This is a genomic window from Pantoea coffeiphila, assembly GCF_016909495.1.
In the GTDB taxonomy this organism is placed as follows: domain Bacteria; phylum Pseudomonadota; class Gammaproteobacteria; order Enterobacterales; family Enterobacteriaceae; genus Erwinia; species Erwinia coffeiphila.
Map to the genome: position 1 here is coordinate 465,867 of NZ_JAFBFW010000004.1, position 18,586 is coordinate 484,452.

Genomic DNA, 18,586 nt, shown 5'->3' on the forward strand with positions numbered 1-18,586 from the left:
CCGGTCAAAAATTGGACGTCCTTGTTAGGGTTTACCTATGTTCAACCGATTGAAGAAAAGCCTGCTAACTTCGCTGGTTATCTCCCTGTTGGCGGGTGGTGCTACGCCAGTCCAGGCCGATGTGTCTGACAATCTCCCGGATATTGGTACGACGGCGGGTGGTACGCTGTCGGTCAATCAGGAACTGGCGATGGGGGATTTTTACGTTCGCCAGCTGCGTGCCAGCGCGCCAATCATCAACGACCCGCTAATGAATCAGTACATCAATCAGCTCGGACAGCGGCTGGTTGCCCACGCCTGGTCGGTGAAAACACCGTTCCATTTCTACCTGATCCGCAACGATGAAATTAACGCCTTTGCCTTCTTTGGCGGCAACGTTGTGCTGCATTCCGCCCTGTTCCGCTACAGCGATAACGAAAGCCAGCTGGCTTCGGTGATGGCGCACGAAATCTCGCACGTTACCCAGCGCCACCTCGCCCGGGCGATGGAAGAACAGCAGAAAAACGCGCCGCTGACCTGGGTGGGCGCACTGGGTTCGATTCTGCTGGCCATGGCCAGTCCGCAGGCGGGGATGGCGGCGCTGAGCGGAACGCTTGCAGGCACCCAGCAGGGGATTATCAGCTTTACTCAGCAAAATGAGCAGGAAGCCGACCGTATTGGTATTCAGGTATTGCAGCGGGCGGGATTCGATCCGGAAGCAATGCCTGCATTTCTGCAAAAGCTGGCCGACGAGTCGCGTTTTTCCTCCAAGCCGCCGGAAATCCTGTTAACTCACCCCCTTCCCGACAGCCGACTGTCCGATGCCCGCAACCGTGCTAATCAGATGAAACCGGTGGTGGTGCAGTCGTCTCAGGATTTCTATATGGCTAAAGTCAGGGCGCTGGGGATGTTTTCTACCGGACAGAACCAGCTAACCGAAGATTTGCTGGATTCTCTGTCGAAGGGAAACAGCCGCGAACAGGCCGCCGCGCAGTACGGTAAAGCGGTACAAATGCTGGAGGCCAAAAACTATGCCGGTGCGAAAAACATCATTGCCCCGCTGCTGGCGAAACAGCCGGATAACGTCTGGTATCTGGATATTATTACCGATATCGATATCGGTCTGAACCAGCCGCAGCAGGCCATTAATCGTCTGGTGGCAATTAAAGCCAGCAGCAGCAATCCGGTACTTCAGCTCAACCTGGCGAATGCCTATGTAGAAGCGAAACAGCCCGCTAACGCCAGCAAAGTGCTGTATCGCTATACCTGGGCCAATAAGGACGACCCCAACGGTTGGGATTTGCTGGCCCAGGCTTCCGCAGCGCAGGGCCTGTCGGATGAAGAACAGGCCGCACGGGCCGAAGGTCTGGCGCTGGCCGGGCAGCTCGATCAGGCGATCCGCAGCCTGAGCAGCGCCAGTTCTCAAGTGCCACTCGGTAGCCTGAAGCAGGCGCGGTACGATGCACGCATCGATCAGCTGAGACAGTTGCAGGAACGCTTCCGCCAGTATCAAAAGAGATAATAAAACGGGCCCGAAATGAAGAGGCCGGAGGAAATGAGATGAGTGATGTACAGATTTACCATAACCCGCGCTGTTCCAAGAGCCGCGAAACGCTGGCACTGTTAGAGGGTCGGGGCATCCAGCCGCAGGTGATCCGCTACCTGGACACCCCGCCGGATGCGGCAACGCTGAAAGCGCTGGTTAAGCAGCTGGGTTTTAGCAGCGCACGTCAGCTGATGCGCCATAAAGAAGATGAGTATAAATCCGCAGGGCTGGATAACCCGGCGCTAGGTGAGGATCAGCTGATTGCCGCAATGATCGCTCAGCCGAAGCTGATTGAGCGTCCGATCGTAGTAGCTAACGGCAAGGCCCGGATTGGCAGGCCGCCTGAGCAGGTGCTGGAGATTCTGTAATCGCCAGCCCCATTACGTGCATTCAGGGACTGGAGACCCTTCAATCGCTCGCCTCACAACGTGCATTAATGAGGCGGGCGAGTCAGGCTTCAGCCAAAAAAAATCAGAGATCCAGCGCTTCTTTAACAAACGGAATGGTCAGCTTGCGCTGCGCGCTGATCGAAGCGCGATCGAGCTGATCGAGGGTCAGAAACAGCGTGCGCATCTCGCGATCCAGCCGCTTCAGCAGGAAGCGGCCAACGTCTTCCGGCAGTTCAAATCCTCGCAGCCGCGCACGCAGCTGTAGCGCCTGGAGCTTATCTTCGTCGGACAAAGGCTGAAGCTTGTAAATTTGCCCCCAGTCAAGGCGTGACGCCAGATCGGGCAGTTTGAGGTTGAGCTGGCGAGGGGGACGATCTCCGGTAATCAGCAGACGGGTTTTACCGGTTTCAAGAATACGGTTATAGAGGTCAAAAATCGCCATTTCCCACGGCTCATCTCCGGCAATGCATTCGATATTATCGATGCAGATCAGCGCCAGCTGCTCCATCCCGTCGAGGACTTCAGGGACAAACCAGGTGCGTTTATCCAGCGGGACGTAACCGACGGCTTCTCCGGCCGCCGAAAGCTCGGCGCAGGCTGCATGCAGGAGGTGGCTTCGCCCTCCCCCCTCGCGTGACCAGAAATAGAAGTAACTACCGTGTTCCTGATGAAGTGCACTCTGCAGCGCGGCCAGCAGGGACGGATTTTCACCTGGCCAAAAGCTGGCAAAGGTCTCGTCATCGGGCAGATAAAGTGGCAGTGAAAGCTGTGCCGGCGTGTTCAGAATCACCTCAGGGTTTACGCATGCAGAAATCACGAAAAGTCTAACACAACTCCTTCGCGATCATGAAACGTAAAGCCGTTGATGGGATCAACCGCAGTAATAAAACCGACATCTACCTTCAGGCACGGTTGAAAAATAGCATCAGCGATCGGAAAGCGGCTGGCGTTACGCCAAATGCCGGGATGAACGGGATCGTTGTGGAGCAGAGTGAACGGCTGTCAATTGTCATACGAAAAGCGCCCCTTTAACGGCAGCGGATAGCTGGCATCCGTTAAAGGGGCTGCGGAGTCTGTGCGGCAGCGTTACTTAACGTCGGAACGCTCATCCGCCACGTCAATAATCTCTTCTTCTTTACGCATCAGGCTGATGACTTTGAAGATCAGGCTCAGGCCCACGCCAACGATAGTCGCCAGCGCCATGCCTTTCAGCTCGGCGGCACCGATGTGCACTTTTGCGCCGCTGACGCCGATGATCAGAATCACCGAAGTCAGGATCAGGTTCTGCGCTTTGTTGTAGTCGACTTTCGATTCAATCAGCACACGGATACCTGATGCACCGATCACCCCGTACAGCAGCAGTGACACGCCGCCCATCACCGGCACCGGCACGGCCTGAATTGCCGCCGCCAGTTTACCCACGCAGGAGAGCAGGATCGCCAGGATTGCCGCGCCGCCGATCACCCAAGTGCTGTAGACGCGGGTGATGGCCATCACGCCGATATTCTCACCGTAGGTGGTGTTCGGCGTTGAGCCGAAGAAGCCGGAGAAGACGGTCGAGATGCCGTTAGCAAACATCGAACGATGCAGGCCAGGATCTTTCAGCAGGTCTTTCTTTACGATATTCGCCGTGACCACCAGATGCCCGACGTGCTCGGCAATGACCACCAGCGCCGCTGGCAGGATGGTGAAGATGGCGTACCACTCGAAACGCGGAGTGTAGAAGGTTGGCAGCGCAAACCAGTGCGCTTCACGGACCGGCGTCCAGTCAACGATACCCATAAAGAAGGATAACGCGTAGCCCGCCAGCACACCGACCAGAATCGGGATAATGGCCAAAAAACCGCGGAACAGCACGGAGCCGAACACCGTCACGCCCAGCGTCACCATCGAAATAATGATGGTTTTGCTGTCGGGAGAGGTGCCGTCGGCAGGCAGCAGGCCGGCCATATTTGCCGCCACGCCCGCCAGCTCCAGACCGATAACCGCCACAATCGCGCCCATCGCCGCTGGCGGGAACATCACATCCAGCCAGCCGGTACCGGCTTTCTTGACGATTAGCGCCACCAGGCAGAACAGCACGCCGCACATAATAAAGCCGCCCAGCGCCACTTCATATCCCAGCGGCAGCAGCAGCAGTACCGGAGAGATAAAGGCAAAGCTTGAGCCGAGGTAGGCCGGAATTTTGCCTTTACAGATAAACAGGTACAGCAGCGTACCGATTCCGTTAAACAACAGCACCGTGGCCGGGTTGATGTGGAACAGAATCGGCACCAGCACCGTGGCACCGAACATCGCGAACAGGTGCTGGAAGCTGAGTGGAATGGTTTGCAGCAGCGGTGGCCGCTCGTGTACGCCTATTGCGCGACGCGTCATGTTTCACTACCCCTTGATATGTTTGCTATAAAAAAGCCGACTCTGCGGTCGGCTTGATACAAAAAAATCATCTCACAGTAGAATTGCATCCACCGTAAGGGACTGACAGGCCAGGCGTTATCGTCGCAGGCAGTTTGGACACGGCCTGCGCGCAATAACCGGAGCGTACACCAGGTACGTGAGGATTATGAGCACTGCCCGGGTGCAAAATGGCAAGTAAGATAGCCTGGAGCATACTTTACTTAGTACCGAAGATCTTATCGCCGGCGTCGCCGAGGCCAGGGATGATATACCCCTTGTCGTTCAGCCCCTGATCCACCGATGCGGTATAGAGTTCAACATCCGGGTGCGCTTTCTCCAGCGCGGCGATGCCTTCCGGTGCCGCAACCAGAACCAGCACCTTAATGCTGTTACAGCCGGCTTTTTTCAGCAGATCGATAGTGGCGATCATTGAGCCACCGGTAGCCAGCATCGGGTCAACGACCAGCGCCATGCGTTCTTCAATGTTTGAAACCAGCTTCTGGAAATACGGTACCGGCTCCAGCGTCTCTTCATCACGATACACGCCGACCACACTGATACGCGCGCTGGGTACATGCTCCAGTACGCCTTCCATCATGCCCAGACCGGCACGCAGGATTGGCACAACGGTAATCTTCTTACCTTTGATCTGTTCGATCTGCACCGGGCCGTTCCAGCCCTCGATGGTCACCGTCTCGGTTTCCAGATCGGCAGTCGCTTCATAGGTCAGCAGGCTTCCCACTTCTGACGCGAGTTCACGAAAACGCTTGGTGCTTACGTCGTTCTCACGCATCAGACCCAGTTTATGTTTGACCAGCGGGTGTTTGACTTCCACGATCTTCATTGTTGTACTCCCGGAGTGTTAAGCGGCAAAAAAAAATCGCGAGATTATAGCGCCATTTATCGGCAGCGCCATATGACTTAGTGCAATAGTTTAGTTAATCCCGGCAATCAGTGTCAGGAATAGCTAAAATTCAGCTATCCGCAATGCGGGATAAGATGGCACTCGCAAACGTTTGCCTGCACTGGTAGAATTACGGCGCTTTATTTTTACCACCACACCACCAACCGCAAACGCGTGGGGATTTCGCAGTGACCGACAAAACCTCTCTCAGCTATAAAGACGCCGGCGTAGATATCGATGCTGGTAATGCTTTAGTCGACCGTATCAAAGGCGTAGTGAAAAAAACCCGCCGCCCTGAAGTGATGGGTGGACTGGGCGGTTTCGGTGCCCTTTGTGCGCTGCCGCAAAAATACCGTGAACCTGTTCTGGTTTCCGGCACTGACGGCGTTGGCACCAAGCTGCGTCTGGCGATGGACCTGAAGCGCCACGATACGATCGGTATCGATCTGGTCGCCATGTGCGTTAACGATCTGGTGGTACAGGGCGCAGAGCCGCTGTTTTTCCTCGACTACTACGCAACCGGTAAACTGGATGTGGATACCGCAGCCAGCGTGATCACCGGCATCGCAGAAGGCTGTTCACAGTCTGGCTGTGCGCTGGTCGGCGGTGAAACTGCTGAAATGCCAGGTATGTATCACGGTGAAGATTACGACGTGGCAGGCTTCTGCGTCGGCGTGGTCGAAAAATCCGAAATTATCGACGGCAGCAAAGTGACCGACGGTGACGTGCTGATCGCGCTGGGTTCCAGCGGCCCGCACTCCAACGGCTACTCGCTGGTGCGTAAAATTCTGGAAGTCAGCAAAACCGACCCGGAAACCACCCAGCTGGAAGGCAAATCCCTTTCCGACCACCTGCTGGCGCCAACCCGCATCTACGTGAAAAATATCCTCAGCCTGATCGAACAGGTTGACGTGCACGCTATTGCCCACCTGACCGGCGGCGGCTTCTGGGAAAATATCCCACGCGTTCTGCCGGACAACACCCAGGCCGTACTGGAAGAGTCAAGCTGGGAATGGCCAGCGGTATTCGGCTGGATGCAGCAGGCCGGTAACGTCAGCCGTCATGAAATGTACCGCACCTTTAACTGTGGCGTGGGCATGGTGATCGCACTGAGCGCGGCGGAAGCGGATAAAGCCGTTCAGCTGATGAACGATGCGGGCGAAAAAGCCTGGAAAATTGGTACCATTAAAGCGTCTGATTCTGAAGAGCGTGTGGTCATCAATCCATGAAACGTATAGTCGTGCTGGTTTCCGGGAATGGAAGCAACTTACAGGCAATTCTGGACGCCTGTCAGCAGGGGCGGATTAACGGCAGCGTGGCTGCCGTATTCAGCAACAAGGCCGATGCCTATGGCCTTGAGCGCGCGCGTGAAGCGGGCGTTCCTGCTCATGCGCTGGCCGCCTCACAGTTTGCTGACCGCGAAGCGTTCGACCGCCAGCTGATGCTGGAAATCGATGCTTATGCCCCTGACCTGGTGGTACTGGCCGGCTATATGCGCATTCTCAGCCCGGCGTTCGTGCAGCGCTATGCCGGACGCATGCTGAATATCCACCCTTCCCTGCTGCCGAAATACCCGGGGCTGCACACTCACCGCCAGGCGATCGAGAACGGCGATGACGAGCACGGCACCTCTGTGCATTTTGTGACGGAAGAGCTGGACGGCGGTCCGGTGATTTTACAGGCGAAGGTTCCGGTATTCAGTGAAGACACCGAAGCGGATGTGACCGCGCGCGTTCAGCATCAGGAACACGCGATTTATCCGCTGGTGGTTAGCTGGTTCATTGAAGGCCGGCTGGCAATGCGCGAGGATCGCGCCTGGCTTGATGGCCAGCCGCTGCCTGCCGAAGGGCATGCTTTCGAATGATTGATACAGGGCGGAAAATATTCCGCCCTTATTTTTACCCAAACCGACCGGTAATGTAGTCCTCGGTCTTACGCTGCCGTGGCGCAGTGAACAGATCGTCGGTCAGTCCAAATTCCACTACGCTCCCCTGATGCATAAACGCGGTATAGTCAGAAACGCGGGCGGCCTGCTGCATATTGTGCGTCACCAGCACCAGCGTAAAGTGCTGCTTCAGGGTGCTCATCAGCTCTTCAATTACCAGCGTTGAAATCGGGTCCAGCGCGGACGTTGGCTCATCCAGCAGCAGGATCTCCGGTTCAATGGCAATCGCGCGGGCAATCACCAGCCGCTGCTGCTGACCGCTGGAAAGCGTCAGCGCATTTTGCCACAGATTATCCTTCACCTCGCTCCACAGCGCCGCAGCGCGTAGCGCACGCTCTACCGTTTCATCCAGCACCCGTCGATCGCGAATGCCCTGCAGGCGCAGGCCGTAAACCACATTGTCATAGATGGTCTTGGGGAAAGGGTTCGGGCGCTGGAACACCATCCCAACACGGCGGCGCAGCAGTGACAGATCGCGATCGTGGCCGAGGATCGACTGCTGATGCAGACGAATATCACCTTCCACCCGGCAGTTGTCGATCAGATCGTTCATGCGGTTAAAGCAGCGCAGCAGGGTCGATTTACCGCAGCCTGAAGGACCGATCAGCGCGGTAATGCGATTTTTCGGTATCCGCATACTGATGTTATTCAGTGCCGGTTTCGCCCCGTACCACAAACTCAGATTATCCAGCTCAAGCGCGGTTTCCGCATCTTCAAATATGACAGCCATAACCATCCCGTATTAGTGCATCAGCGCACGGTAGCGCTCGCGCAGACGATGGCGAAGGATCATCGCCACCAGATTTAATCCCAGGATCAGCAATACCAGTAACAGCGCCGTGGCGAACACCAGTGGGCGATCGGCCTCGGCGTTGGGGCTCTGGAATGCCAGATCGTAAATTTGAAAACCAAGGTGCATAAACTTACGGTCAAGGTGCAGATAGGGGAACAGCGAATCAATCGGCAGTTCAGGCACCATTTTGACCACTCCGACCAGCATTAACGGCGCGGTTTCGCCAGCGGCACGCGCCACGGCGAGGATCAGCCCGGTCAGCATCGCCGGAACCGCCAACGGCAGCGTGACATGCCACAGCGTTTCGGCCTGTGTGGCCCCCAGCGCCAGTGACCCCTGCCGCAGCGCGGGCGGAATACGCGACAGCCCTTCCTCGGTGGCGACGATCACCACCGGCAGCGTCAGCAGTGCCAGAGTCAGTGAGGCCCACAGCAGTCCGGGCGTACCAAAGGTCGGGTTTGGCAGCGTACCGGCGAAGAATAACCGATCGATGCTGCCCCCCATCAGCCAGACAAAGAAGCCCAGACCAAACACGCCGTAAACGATTGACGGCACGCCCGCCAGATTAACCACCGCGATACGTACCAGGCGGGTGAGCATATTGCGACCGGCATACTCATGCAGCCAGATTGCCGCGATCACCCCCAGCGGCATGACCACTACGGACATCAGCAGCACCATCAGTATGGTGCCAAAGATCGCCGGAAATACCCCGCCGTCTCGCTGCCCGTCACCGCTGCTGTCGCTCACAAAATGCCAGAGCTGATCGCCGAAGTGCTGCCATTTCTGCCAGGTACTCATTGTATTCGGCTGCCAGGCGGAAATAATCTGCCCCAGCGGAATACGCTGGGTAGCACCGGCAGCATCGCGCAGCAGCAATACCGTGTTGTTACTTTCAACATGCAGGGCAGAAAGGCGCGATGCGAAGCGCGCAAACTGCCGCTGTAGCTCTGCTCGATCAGCCTCATACACCGACTGTGCCTGGGCATCAAAATTCCTGCGGGCGATCTGCTTACTGCGCTGCTTTTCCAACGCTTCCAGCTGGGTATTCACTCGTGCCATCGATACCCGACGGAGTTTTTCCGCTTCGGCAATATGCTGGCGAGCCTGAACCAGGCGCTGTTGCAGCGTCTGGTTGAGATCGCGTGCCATCAGCGTCTGTCCACCCTCCTGCAGCCCATCAAACCAGCCGTAGGCATTTCCGCCGCTGAGGCGCTGTAACACAATTACCGGGCCAGGAGTGGTACGGTTGACGATCTCCGCTGACAGAACGGTACGGAAATCCGGTGCGGCGAAGTCGCGATTGCCGGTTTTAATCAGATAGCGGGTGACACTCTCCGGAAGATTCGGTGGCAGCGGCTGGCCGCTGGCTTCAAGCTGCTGCCGCGAGACCTGCTGCTGCCCGGCGACTTCACCCAGCAGCTGCTGCTCTCCTGACGGCGTATTGACGGTAAACAGCTCCACCGGCTGCGGCCAGAAATAGCGCAGTCCCTGCCAGCCCAGCAGGGCTATCAGCAGCATAAAGACCAGCAGGCTGACGGCGACGGCACCGCCGGTCAGCCAGCGCCAGCGATGGTTATTGCGTGCAGCGTTCATCATCCCTGCACCTCCTGCTGACTGTAACGCTGCCGCAGCCTTTGTCTGACTATTTCTGCAATCGTATTCACGACCAGCGTAAACACCAGCAGCACCAGCGCAGAAAGGAACAGTATCCGGTAATGCGCACTGCCCGCCGCCGCTTCGGGCATTTCAACGGCCACATTTGCCGCCAGCGATCGCAGCCCCTGTAGCAGGCCGCCGTCGGTCACCGGCGTATTGCCGGTAGCCATGAGTACAATCATCGTTTCACCCAGCGCCCGGCCAAAGCCGATCATCAGCGCGGCAAAAATACCCGATGATGCCCCGGGTAGTACCACCCGGGTCAGGGTTTGCCACTGTGTCGCGCCCAGCGCCAGCGATCCCTGGCCCTGCGAGGCAGGAACGCTAAAGATTGCATCTTCCGCCAGCGTAAAGATCAGCGGCACCAGCGCAAAGCCCATCGCCACTCCGGCCACCAGCAGATTACGTTGCTGATAGCCCGAACTGAGGCGTTCGGCCCACACCTGTCCCCAGATAGCCTGCTCCACCATGGGTACAATCCACAGGCAAAAAAGGCCGGTCAGCAGTAACAGCGGCAGCAAAATCACCACCTCGCGCCCTTCGGTCAGCCATCGTCTGCGCCAGCGCGGCGGCAGTTTCTGCCGCCCCCAGCTGCACAGCAGCAGCACAGCAGCCAGCATCAGCGGCAGCAGCATCACTCCTGAAAGCTTGTCGCCAAGTCTCGGGGCCAGCCACAGCCCGGCAATCAGTCCAATCACCACGCTGGGCAGCGCCCCCATCATTTCGATTGCCGGCTTCACCCAACGACGCAGCCGGGGTGACATAAACCACGCCGTGTACATCGCCGCCGCCAGCGCCAGCGGGGTGGCAAACAACATCGCCAGCGCCGCCGCTTTCAGCGTTCCCACCACCATCGGCACCAGGCTATATTTTCCCTGGTAATAGTCATTTGCCGACGTCGACTGCCAGACATAGTCCGGTTCAGGATAGTTTTCATACCAGACCTTTTGCCACAGGTTGCGCCAGCTGATATCCGGCCACGGGTTCTGCATACGATAGTGCTGCCAGTTGCCTTCTCGCTCCACCAGCAGTCCGTCACCTTCCGGTGAAAACTGCGCGCGCTGAATACCTGCCGACAGCTGCCGGGTCAGGATAGCGCCCTGCTGTTTACTGGCGTACAGCTTCAGCTCACCCTGGGGGCTGAGGGTGGCAAAGACACGTCGATGAGCTTCGCCGAACAGCAGCGGCTGCCAGAGGGCACCGTCGAAGTCACGAATCTGCCGCAGGTGTGGACCATCGGCACTGGCGATGTCAAACCACTGCGAAATCCCCCGATCGTCCGCCACCAGCAGAGAACTCCCGCCGCTGAGCAAAGCCAGCGATTTTGCCGGTCTCGGCAGCGTCACCGCATCACGCAGCGTGGGAGCCCCCTCACCCAGCGTCCAGACGCGCAGCTGCGAGCCGGAAAGGGTAAACAGCAGTCCACCGTCGGGTGAGAGCAGCAGCTGATTCACATTGCTGACGGTTAAATTTGTGTTTTGTGCGGGCTGCTGCGGCTGGAGTTGCCACAGGGTAATACGATCGGTCCCGGCCAGCGCAACAACCCAGCGATTCTCTGCACTCTGGGCCACGCTGATTTGCCCTGCCCCGGCATCACCGGAGGCAACAGGAATGTCACCCAGCGGGAAGGTCCACTGTGGTTTCTGCGGCAGGCTGAAGTCGGGGCGTACAAGCAGCATATTACCGCCGTTATCCAGCAGCAGCGTCGTCAGGTTATCCGCACTGGAGGCGGCGCGAACCGGCCCCGCCAGCAGCGTCTGGGGCTGAAGTTGCAGCGTCGGCTCAGACTGTGGCTGAGGGTGCTGATCCGACTTTGGCTGCGGCAGCGTCGCGTTTTGCGCCTCCAGAGAAATAAACTGGCCGCGACCGTCTTGATCAATACGCCAGCCCCAGCGCTGAACCTTATCCGTCCCCAGCGCTACCGACTGACTGTGAGAATCCAGTTTAATCTCACCGGCATTCTGAAAGCCTGGCGCGGAAAATAACGGTATAACCACCCAAATAAGCCAGAAAAACAGCAATAGCATCACTAACAGGATGGCCACCCCGCACGCGGTCACCACGCGCCGGGTCAGACGATCGGCAAATCGTCGGCTGCGGGCGTTATCGTGTACGGGAATCGGGTTATCGATCATGCCTGGTCTGGTTTCCATTATGCGGTAAAGTCGCTATGTTGCCCGTATGCGGCTAATAAGACAATTACACAGTGCGATACAATGACATATGCCCACCGACGCGGGGGCGCTTCCTGCGTCTCTGTCACAAAAATGTCATACATCTGCCGTTGGACATTGTTGCCATACTCTCGCCATAATGTTGCAGAACAATGGATATCTTCATCCTGAATCAGCCGAACGGAGTAAAAATGGGTCAGGAAAAGCTTTACATAGAAAAAGAATTAAGCTGGCTGTCCTTTAATGAACGTGTGCTACAGGAAGCTGCTGATAAAACTAACCCGCTGATTGAGCGCATGCGTTTTCTGGGTATCTATTCCAATAACCTGGAAGAATTCTATAAAGTCCGCTTTGCCGATTTAAAACGTCGCATTCTAATCGGTGAGGAACAGGGGTCTCCCAGCACGCCACGCCATTTGCTGAAAAAAATTCAGGCACGCGTTCTGAAGGCCGACCAGGAATTCGATAGTCTCTACAACGACCTGCTGCTGGAGATGGCGCGTAATCAGATCTTCCTGATTAACGAACGCCAGCTTTCCCCCAATCAGCAGAGCTGGCTGCGCCACTACTTCAAACACCATCTCCGCCAGCACATTACGCCGATCCTGATCAATGAAGATACCGACCTGATTGAATTCCTCAAGGATGACTACACCTATCTGGCGGTGGAAATCATTCGCGGCGAGGAGTTCCGCTATGCGCTGCTGGAAATTCCGTCCGATAAAGTACCGCGCTTCGTTAACCTGCCGCCGGAAACGCCTCGCCGCCGTAAGCCAATGATCCTGCTTGATAACATCCTGCGCTACTGCCTGGGTGATATCTTCCGTGGCTTCTTCGATTACGATGCGCTGAACGCTTACTCGATGAAGATGACCCGCGATGCGGAATATGACCTGGTCAACGAGATGGAGTCCAGCCTGCTGGAGCTGATGTCTTCCAGCCTGAAGCAGCGCCTGACCGCAGAACCGGTGCGCTTTGTTTACCAGCGCGACATGCCCGATGCGATGGTTGAACTGCTGCGTAAAAAGCTGAACATCTCCAACTATGATTCGATCGTTCCCGGCGGCCGCTATCATAACTTCAAGGACTTTATCGGCTTCCCTAACGTCGGCAAAGCAAACCTGGTCAATAAACCGCTGCCGCAGCTGCGCCATATCTGGTTTGACCGCTTCCGTAACGGCTTTGATGCCATCCGCAACCGCGATGTGCTGCTCTACTATCCGTACCACACCTTTGAGCACGTGCTGGAGCTGCTACGCCAGGCCTCGTTTGACCCAGCGGTGCTAGCCATCAAGATCAACATCTACCGCGTAGCCAAGCACTCACGCATTATGGATGCGATGATCCATGCGGCTTATAACGGTAAGAAAGTCACGGTGGTGGTCGAATTGCAGGCCCGCTTCGATGAAGAGGCCAATATCCATTGGGCCAAGCGCCTGACCGAAGCCGGCGTACACGTTATCTTCTCCGCGCCGGGTCTGAAGATCCACGCCAAGCTGTTCCTGATTTCCCGCCGGGAAAACGGTGAAATCGTTCGCTACGCCCATATCGGCACCGGTAACTTTAACGAAAAAACCGCCCGTATTTATACCGACTACTCGTTGCTGACCGCTGATGCACGCATCACCAATGAGGTGCGCCGGGTCTTTAACTTTATTGAAAACCCGTATCGCCCGGTCAGTTTTGAACATCTGATGGTGTCGCCGCAGAACTCGCGCAAAATGCTCTATCAGCTGATTGACGCGGAAATCGCCAACGCGCAGAACGGAATTCAGGCGGGTATCACCCTTAAGATTAACAACCTGGTGGATAAAGGCCTGGTCGATCGCCTGTATACGGCGTCCAGCGTTGGGGTGAAGGTGAACCTGCTGGTGCGCGGGATGTGCTCCCTGATCCCCGATCTGGAAGGTATCAGCGAAAATATTCGCGTGATCAGTATCGTTGACCGCTATCTGGAACACGATCGCGTCTATATTTTTGATAACGGCGGCGATAAAAAGGTCTTCCTCTCCTCCGCTGACTGGATGACGCGAAATATTGACTACCGTATTGAAGTGGCCGTCTCCATTCTTGATCCTATTCTGAAACAGCGTGTGCTGGATATTATTGCCATTCTGTTAAGTGATACGTTGAAGGCCCGTTATGTCGATAAAGAACTGAGCAATCGCTATGTTCCACGCGGTAACCGCCGCAAGGTTCGCGCGCAGCTGGCTATTTACGATTATATTAAATCTCTTGAGCAACCTGACTGACACACAACTATGCCAATATCCCATAAAAGTACGCCTAAACCGCAGGAACTTGCCGCTATCGACCTCGGTTCTAACAGTTTTCACATGGTGATTGCCCGCGTAGTGGACGGTGCCATGCAGGTTCTGGGTCGCCTGAAACAGCGGGTCCATTTGGCCGATGGCCTGGACAGTAATAATGTACTGAGTGAAGAAGCAATCCAGCGCGGCCTGAGCTGCCTGGCGCTGTTTGCAGAACGTTTGCAGGGGTTCAGCCCAAGCAACGTAACCATTGTTGGAACGCATACTCTCCGTCAGGCGGTGAATGCCGAGGATTTCCTGCAGCGCGCTGCGGAAGTGATCCCCTACCCGATTGAAGTGATTTCGGGCCATGAAGAAGCGCGCCTGATCTTTATGGGCGTGGAGCACACCCAGCCGGAAAAAGGCCGCAAGCTGGTCATCGACATCGGCGGTGGATCGACCGAGATGGTGATCGGCGAAGACTTTGAGCCGAAACTGGTTGAGAGCCGCCGCATGGGCTGCGTCAGCTTTGCCAACCTCTATTTCCCCGGCGGCACTATCAGCAAAGAAGCCTTCCGCCGCGCGCGGCTGGCGGCGGCACAAAAGCTGGAAACCCTGGCCTGGCAGTATCGCCTGATGGGCTGGCAGTATGCGCTGGGCGCATCCGGTACCATTAAAGCCGCCTGCGAAGTGCTGGTGGCAATGGGCGAAAAAGATAAGCTGATTACCCCTGAGCGGCTGGAAAAGCTGTATGACGAGGTCATCAAGCACAAATCTTTCGATGCCCTGAGCCTGCCTGGGCTGTCAGAGGAGCGTAAAGGGGTCTTTGTTCCCGGCCTGGCGATCCTCTGCGGCGTATTTGATGCGCTGGCGATCCGTGAACTGCGTCTTTCCGACGGCGCGCTACGTGAAGGCGTGCTGTATGAGATGGAAGGCCGCTTCCGCCATCAGGATATTCGCAGCCGCACGGCGCAGAGTCTGGCGAATCACTATGCTATCGACAGCGATCAGGCCCGTCGGGTGCTGGAAACCACGGAACAGCTGTTTGAGCAGTGGCGCGAACAGAATCCGAAGCTGGAAAATCCGCAGCTGGCCGCGCTGCTGAAGTGGGCCGCGATGCTGCATGAAGTGGGCCTGACCATTAACCACAGCGGCATGCATCGACATTCAGCGTACATATTGCAAAATACCAATATGCCCGGGTTTAACCAGGATCAACAATCGCTGCTGGCAACGCTGGTACGCTTCCACCGCAAAGCGGTTAAAGTGGACGAAATGCCACGACTGACGCTGTTCAAACGCAAGCAGTTCCTGCCGCTGGTATTCCTGCTGCGCCTGGGAACGCTGCTGAACAATCAGCGCCAGGCCACCACCCGTCCGAGCGACTTGCAATTGCAGACCGATGACGGTCACTGGACGCTGACGTTCCCGCGCGATTATTTCAGCCAGAACAACCTGGTTCAGCTGGATCTGGAGCGCGAGCAAAGTTACTGGAACGACGTAACCGGCTGGCAGCTGACGATACAGGAAGAGCAATAACGTAGTTGGTTAATGCTCATGTGGGGTTCAGGCTGGCCTGGACCCTTTTTTACGGATATAAGAAGCAATAAGATGATAAGACCCGATAATTTCTTTACGGAAAAGTACCAGCTCACCGCCCCCCATTCAGAAATCGTCGCCGCGCTGCCCTATCTTGCAGGCGGAACCGCGCTGGACGTTGGCTGCGGTAACGGCCGCAACAGCCTTTATCTGAACAATCATGGCTTTGACGTCACGGCGTGGGATAAGAATCCCGCCAGTCTGGCGCGGCTGAATGAGATTATTGCCGCGGAAAATCTGACCGGTATTCACACCGCTGAACACGACCTCAACGCCCTGCGCTTTAACGGTTCCTATGACATGGTACTGTCGACGGTGGTGATGATGTTTCTACAGCCGGAAACCATTCCGCAGCTGATTGCCGATATGCAGGCGAGCACGGCCAGAGATGGCTTTAATCTGATCGTCGCCGCTATGGATACCCCTGATTATCCCTGCACCCTCGGTTTTCCGTTCGCCTTTAAATCGGGTGAACTGAGCAATTACTACCGTAAATGGCACATCATCAAGTACAACGAAAACGTGGGCCAGCTGCATAAAACCGACGAAAACGGTCAGCGTATTTCGCTGCGTTTTGCCACCATCCTGGCGCAGAAAGCAAGCGTAAAAGACTGATTACCGCACTTCTTCAGGAGCCGCGACCAGATTGGCCAGCGGCTCCGGTATGCCGATAACAAACCCCTGTAAATAATCCACACCCAGCTTGCGCAGCGCCATGGCGACTTCTTGCGTCTCAACATATTCGGCGACGATCTGCATACGCTTCAGGCGTGCTACCACACAAATTGACTCAATAATCTGATAATCCAGGCTGCTTTGCAGCATATTGCGTACAAAGCTGCCGTCGATTTTCAGCATATCCACCTGCACCTGCTTCAGGCGTGAGTAGCTGGCATAGCCCGTACCAAAATCATCGATTGCCACCCGACATCCCAGCTGGCGGAGTTGAGAGATCGTACGATTTCCCCAGCTGTAATCACTCAGCATCGGCGACTCGGCGACTTCAATGATCAGCTGCCAGGGTTCAATATTGCTGGCCTTCAGGCGGGCCGCGATTTCTGCCGCCAGCTGAGGCCGACACAGCGTTGCGGCAAACAGGTTCACCGCAAAACGAATCCCCGGTAGCTGCTCACGATGGCGATCGATAAATGCCAGCACCTGATCCAACACCAGCTGATCGACCTCCCACGTCAGGCCAAACTCCTGCACAACCGGGATAAACTGGGCGGGTTTGATATGTTCCCCTTGCGAATTCACCATCCGCAGCAGGATTTCATGATAATCATCGCCGCGCATGCCGTGGATCTTCTGCGTCATCAGATAGAAGCCACCGTTCTGCATCGCCAGCTGAATATCCTGCAGCATCGCCAGCTTTTCCGTCAGCTGGCGCTGTACCGGTACTTTATCCTTTTGCTGCAGGTTTTCCGCATGGCCGCTGTGCAAAGCAATCTCCGCCATTGCACTCATTTCTCCGAGCAGCTCATACAGGTAGTTCACCGGCGGCATCACGCTACAGTAGCTGATACCTACGTCAGGATGGATCGGCAGACCATCCCAGCTAAGATGATAATCTTTCAGTCGCGCTTCCAGGCTTTCGATACGCGCCAGATTAGCGGAATGCTCCAGGCGCAGCGCAAGGTCAAATCCGGGAAGCTGATAGACGTTTTCCGATGGCAACAGCCAGGGTTTAAGATGCGCGGCGAGGCTGCGCTTATATTGAATACGCAACTGTAAACCATAGGTGCGACTCAGGCGGTCAAGGTCGGGTATCCGCAGAAAACAGAGCACTGCCCCGGTATTACTGGTCAATACCTGGCTTAACGCGCGCACATTGGGCAGCCCGATAACGGGATCGGTTATCGCCATGCGCCGCGCTTTATCCAGCAGCCGGCGCTGTCGGGTACTGATGGCGGACATCAGCAAAATTGTCAGTGTGAAAACCAGCAGATTCGCCGATATAACCGCCAGATGATACCCCTCAGTTGTCGGGCTTAAGTAGCGGTCACGCAGCTGATAGAGCACGATAAGCAGAATGCCCCAGCTCAACGAAGTAAACAGATAGCCAAAACGCGTCGCGGCCCAGAGCATCAACGGCAGCAGCAGAGGAATACCGTAGTCGGTCGTTAACAGGTTTTCCTGCGTGGTGTGAAACTGAGTGAGCATCAGCAGCAGAAACAGCACCAGACTCAGCCACAGCATCCACTCCCTGAACGTTACGCCGGACGCAAACTGATTACGGCAGCGCCGCCGCAGCGTGTAAAAGAAACGCGGATTACGGACTATTCGCAGCGCAAAATAAAACAGCTGCGCAGTCGCCAGCAGGGCCAGCATGGCGGACTGATAGTTAAGCAGGGTATGTATCGAGAACGGATCGCTGGAGAAAATCGAGTTACTCAGAGGCAGAATATTCATCGGCGTCACAATTTGCATCAGCACGATAAACAGCGTTGGCATAGCAAAGGCCAGCCAGAACAGCCTGACGGCCACGGTACGCAGCTCACCGATACCCGCCCGCCAGCGGCGATTCGACTGCAGGCTGTATCCTCCCCAGCACATCGACAGCGTGATCAGAAAAACTGAAATGATGGTGACCGCCTGAATGGGCGTATAGCGATGAAAATAGTGCCAGCAGAGTGCAATCATGATGCCTGGCAGCGCAGCCCAGTTAAACACCATCAGTAGCGCAATCATCAACGCCAGCGGAAGATAGATCAGATAAACATAACCTTCCGGCAGCCAAAGCCGCACTGAAAGTGCGGATGCCAGCGGCAGCGTAACCAGCGACAACAGCAAAGGCAGGCCCCAAAATCGGACGGAAAACTTTTTCAGAAAAACGGATTTCTTCATTTTTGTAATGTGCTTTTTAACGTGCTGCGCAGGTTTTAAAAGTTTCGATAACAATAAGACAGGATGATAATAAGTAATAATGTCCTGATGCTATTATATGTTGAA

The 18,586-nt window shown here is 56.1% G+C and carries 14 protein-coding genes; 7 read left to right on the forward strand and 7 right to left on the reverse strand.

Features of this window, described 5'->3' with window-relative positions; genetic code table 11:
- Positions 1–37 precede the first annotated feature (37 nt).
- Together bepA and arsC are read left to right on the forward strand one after the other, a co-directional pair.
- Complete coding sequence (gene bepA, locus JOE09_RS15650; RefSeq protein WP_200563124.1) at positions 38–1,501, forward strand: beta-barrel assembly-enhancing protease; 1,464 nt, start codon at positions 38–40, stop codon at positions 1,499–1,501.
- 38 nt (positions 1,502–1,539) lie between these two features.
- Positions 1,540–1,893: an arsenate reductase (glutaredoxin) gene (arsC, locus tag JOE09_RS15655; protein WP_200545577.1), complete on the forward strand. Its 354-nt coding sequence runs from the start codon at positions 1,540–1,542 to the stop codon at positions 1,891–1,893.
- A gap of 103 nt (positions 1,894–1,996) precedes the next feature.
- Here arsC and hda read toward each other — a convergent pair whose 3' ends face one another.
- The 3 genes from hda to upp all read right to left on the reverse strand — a co-directional run bounded on the left by hda (position 1,997) and on the right by upp (position 5,155).
- Entirely contained in the window at positions 1,997–2,704 is a 708-nt protein-coding gene (gene hda / locus JOE09_RS15660; protein WP_123335939.1) for a DnaA inactivator Hda, read from the reverse strand.
- Between the two features lie 296 nt (positions 2,705–3,000).
- A complete protein-coding gene (gene uraA, locus JOE09_RS15665) occupies positions 3,001–4,290 on the reverse strand; it encodes a uracil permease (protein ID WP_205066415.1) in 1,290 nt (429 codons plus the stop codon).
- A gap of 238 nt (positions 4,291–4,528) precedes the next feature.
- The gene (gene upp, locus JOE09_RS15670; RefSeq protein WP_205066416.1) at positions 4,529–5,155 is read right to left on the reverse strand and encodes a uracil phosphoribosyltransferase; all 627 of its coding nucleotides are present in this window, start codon (positions 5,153–5,155) and stop codon (positions 4,529–4,531) included.
- A gap of 248 nt (positions 5,156–5,403) precedes the next feature.
- Here upp and purM point away from each other — a divergent pair, with 248 nt between their 5' ends.
- Together purM and purN are read left to right on the forward strand one after the other, a co-directional pair.
- Positions 5,404–6,444, forward strand: coding sequence for a phosphoribosylformylglycinamidine cyclo-ligase (purM, locus tag JOE09_RS15675; RefSeq protein ID WP_205066417.1), 1,041 nt, complete (start codon positions 5,404–5,406; stop codon positions 6,442–6,444).
- Positions 6,441–7,079 carry a phosphoribosylglycinamide formyltransferase gene (gene purN / locus JOE09_RS15680; protein ID WP_205066418.1) on the forward strand — a complete coding sequence of 213 codons (639 nt, stop codon included), beginning with the start codon at positions 6,441–6,443 and terminating at the stop codon, positions 7,077–7,079. The genes purM and purN overlap by 4 nt, the downstream gene beginning before the upstream one ends.
- Before the next feature lie 34 nt (positions 7,080–7,113).
- Here purN and pstB read toward each other — a convergent pair whose 3' ends face one another.
- The 3 genes from pstB to JOE09_RS15695 are packed head-to-tail and all read right to left on the reverse strand — an operon-like array spanning position 7,114 to position 11,765.
- A complete protein-coding gene (gene pstB / locus JOE09_RS15685) occupies positions 7,114–7,890 on the reverse strand; it encodes a phosphate ABC transporter ATP-binding protein PstB (RefSeq protein ID WP_205066419.1) in 777 nt (258 codons plus the stop codon).
- A gap of 12 nt (positions 7,891–7,902) precedes the next feature.
- Positions 7,903–9,549 carry a phosphate ABC transporter permease PstA gene (pstA, locus tag JOE09_RS15690; protein ID WP_420830657.1) on the reverse strand — a complete coding sequence of 549 codons (1,647 nt, stop codon included), beginning with the start codon at positions 9,547–9,549 and terminating at the stop codon, positions 7,903–7,905.
- Positions 9,549–11,765: an ABC transporter permease subunit gene (locus JOE09_RS15695; protein WP_420830655.1), complete on the reverse strand. Its 2,217-nt coding sequence runs from the start codon at positions 11,763–11,765 to the stop codon at positions 9,549–9,551. Before JOE09_RS15695 ends, pstA begins: the two co-directional genes overlap by 1 nt.
- Positions 11,766–11,977: 212 nt before the next feature.
- On the opposite strand from JOE09_RS15695, the gene ppk1 reads away from it, so the two are divergent.
- The 3 genes from ppk1 to tehB all read left to right on the forward strand — a co-directional run bounded on the left by ppk1 (position 11,978) and on the right by tehB (position 16,249).
- The gene (gene ppk1 / locus JOE09_RS15700) at positions 11,978–14,038 is read left to right on the forward strand and encodes a polyphosphate kinase 1 (RefSeq protein ID WP_205066422.1); all 2,061 of its coding nucleotides are present in this window, start codon (positions 11,978–11,980) and stop codon (positions 14,036–14,038) included.
- A gap of 9 nt (positions 14,039–14,047) precedes the next feature.
- Positions 14,048–15,574 carry an exopolyphosphatase gene (gene ppx, locus JOE09_RS15705; RefSeq protein WP_105593246.1) on the forward strand — a complete coding sequence of 509 codons (1,527 nt, stop codon included), beginning with the start codon at positions 14,048–14,050 and terminating at the stop codon, positions 15,572–15,574.
- A 72-nt stretch (positions 15,575–15,646) separates the two neighbouring features.
- The gene (gene tehB / locus JOE09_RS15710; protein WP_205066423.1) at positions 15,647–16,249 is read left to right on the forward strand and encodes a tellurite resistance methyltransferase TehB; all 603 of its coding nucleotides are present in this window, start codon (positions 15,647–15,649) and stop codon (positions 16,247–16,249) included.
- Here tehB and JOE09_RS15715 read toward each other — a convergent pair whose 3' ends face one another.
- Positions 16,250–18,481, reverse strand: coding sequence for an EAL domain-containing protein (locus tag JOE09_RS15715; protein ID WP_205066424.1), 2,232 nt, complete (start codon positions 18,479–18,481; stop codon positions 16,250–16,252).
- Between the last annotated feature and the right edge of the window lie 105 nt (positions 18,482–18,586).

Coding starts and splice junctions, on each gene's coding strand:
- purN (WP_205066418.1), top strand. CDS start 6,441: ATGAAACGTATAGTCGTGCTGGTTTCCGGGAATGGAAGCAACTTACAG.
- upp (WP_205066416.1), bottom strand. CDS start 5,155: ATGAAGATCGTGGAAGTCAAACACCCGCTGGTCAAACATAAACTGGGT.
- uraA (WP_205066415.1), bottom strand. CDS start 4,290: ATGACGCGTCGCGCAATAGGCGTACACGAGCGGCCACCGCTGCTGCAA.
- ppx (WP_105593246.1), top strand. CDS start 14,048: ATGCCAATATCCCATAAAAGTACGCCTAAACCGCAGGAACTTGCCGCT.
- pstA (WP_420830657.1), bottom strand. CDS start 9,549: ATGAACGCTGCACGCAATAACCATCGCTGGCGCTGGCTGACCGGCGGT.
- JOE09_RS15695 (WP_420830655.1), bottom strand. CDS start 11,765: ATGGAAACCAGACCAGGCATGATCGATAACCCGATTCCCGTACACGAT.
- bepA (WP_200563124.1), top strand. CDS start 38: ATGTTCAACCGATTGAAGAAAAGCCTGCTAACTTCGCTGGTTATCTCC.
- JOE09_RS15715 (WP_205066424.1), bottom strand. CDS start 18,481: ATGAAGAAATCCGTTTTTCTGAAAAAGTTTTCCGTCCGATTTTGGGGC.
- ppk1 (WP_205066422.1), top strand. CDS start 11,978: ATGGGTCAGGAAAAGCTTTACATAGAAAAAGAATTAAGCTGGCTGTCC.
- tehB (WP_205066423.1), top strand. CDS start 15,647: ATGATAAGACCCGATAATTTCTTTACGGAAAAGTACCAGCTCACCGCC.
- arsC (WP_200545577.1), top strand. CDS start 1,540: ATGAGTGATGTACAGATTTACCATAACCCGCGCTGTTCCAAGAGCCGC.
- pstB (WP_205066419.1), bottom strand. CDS start 7,890: ATGGCTGTCATATTTGAAGATGCGGAAACCGCGCTTGAGCTGGATAAT.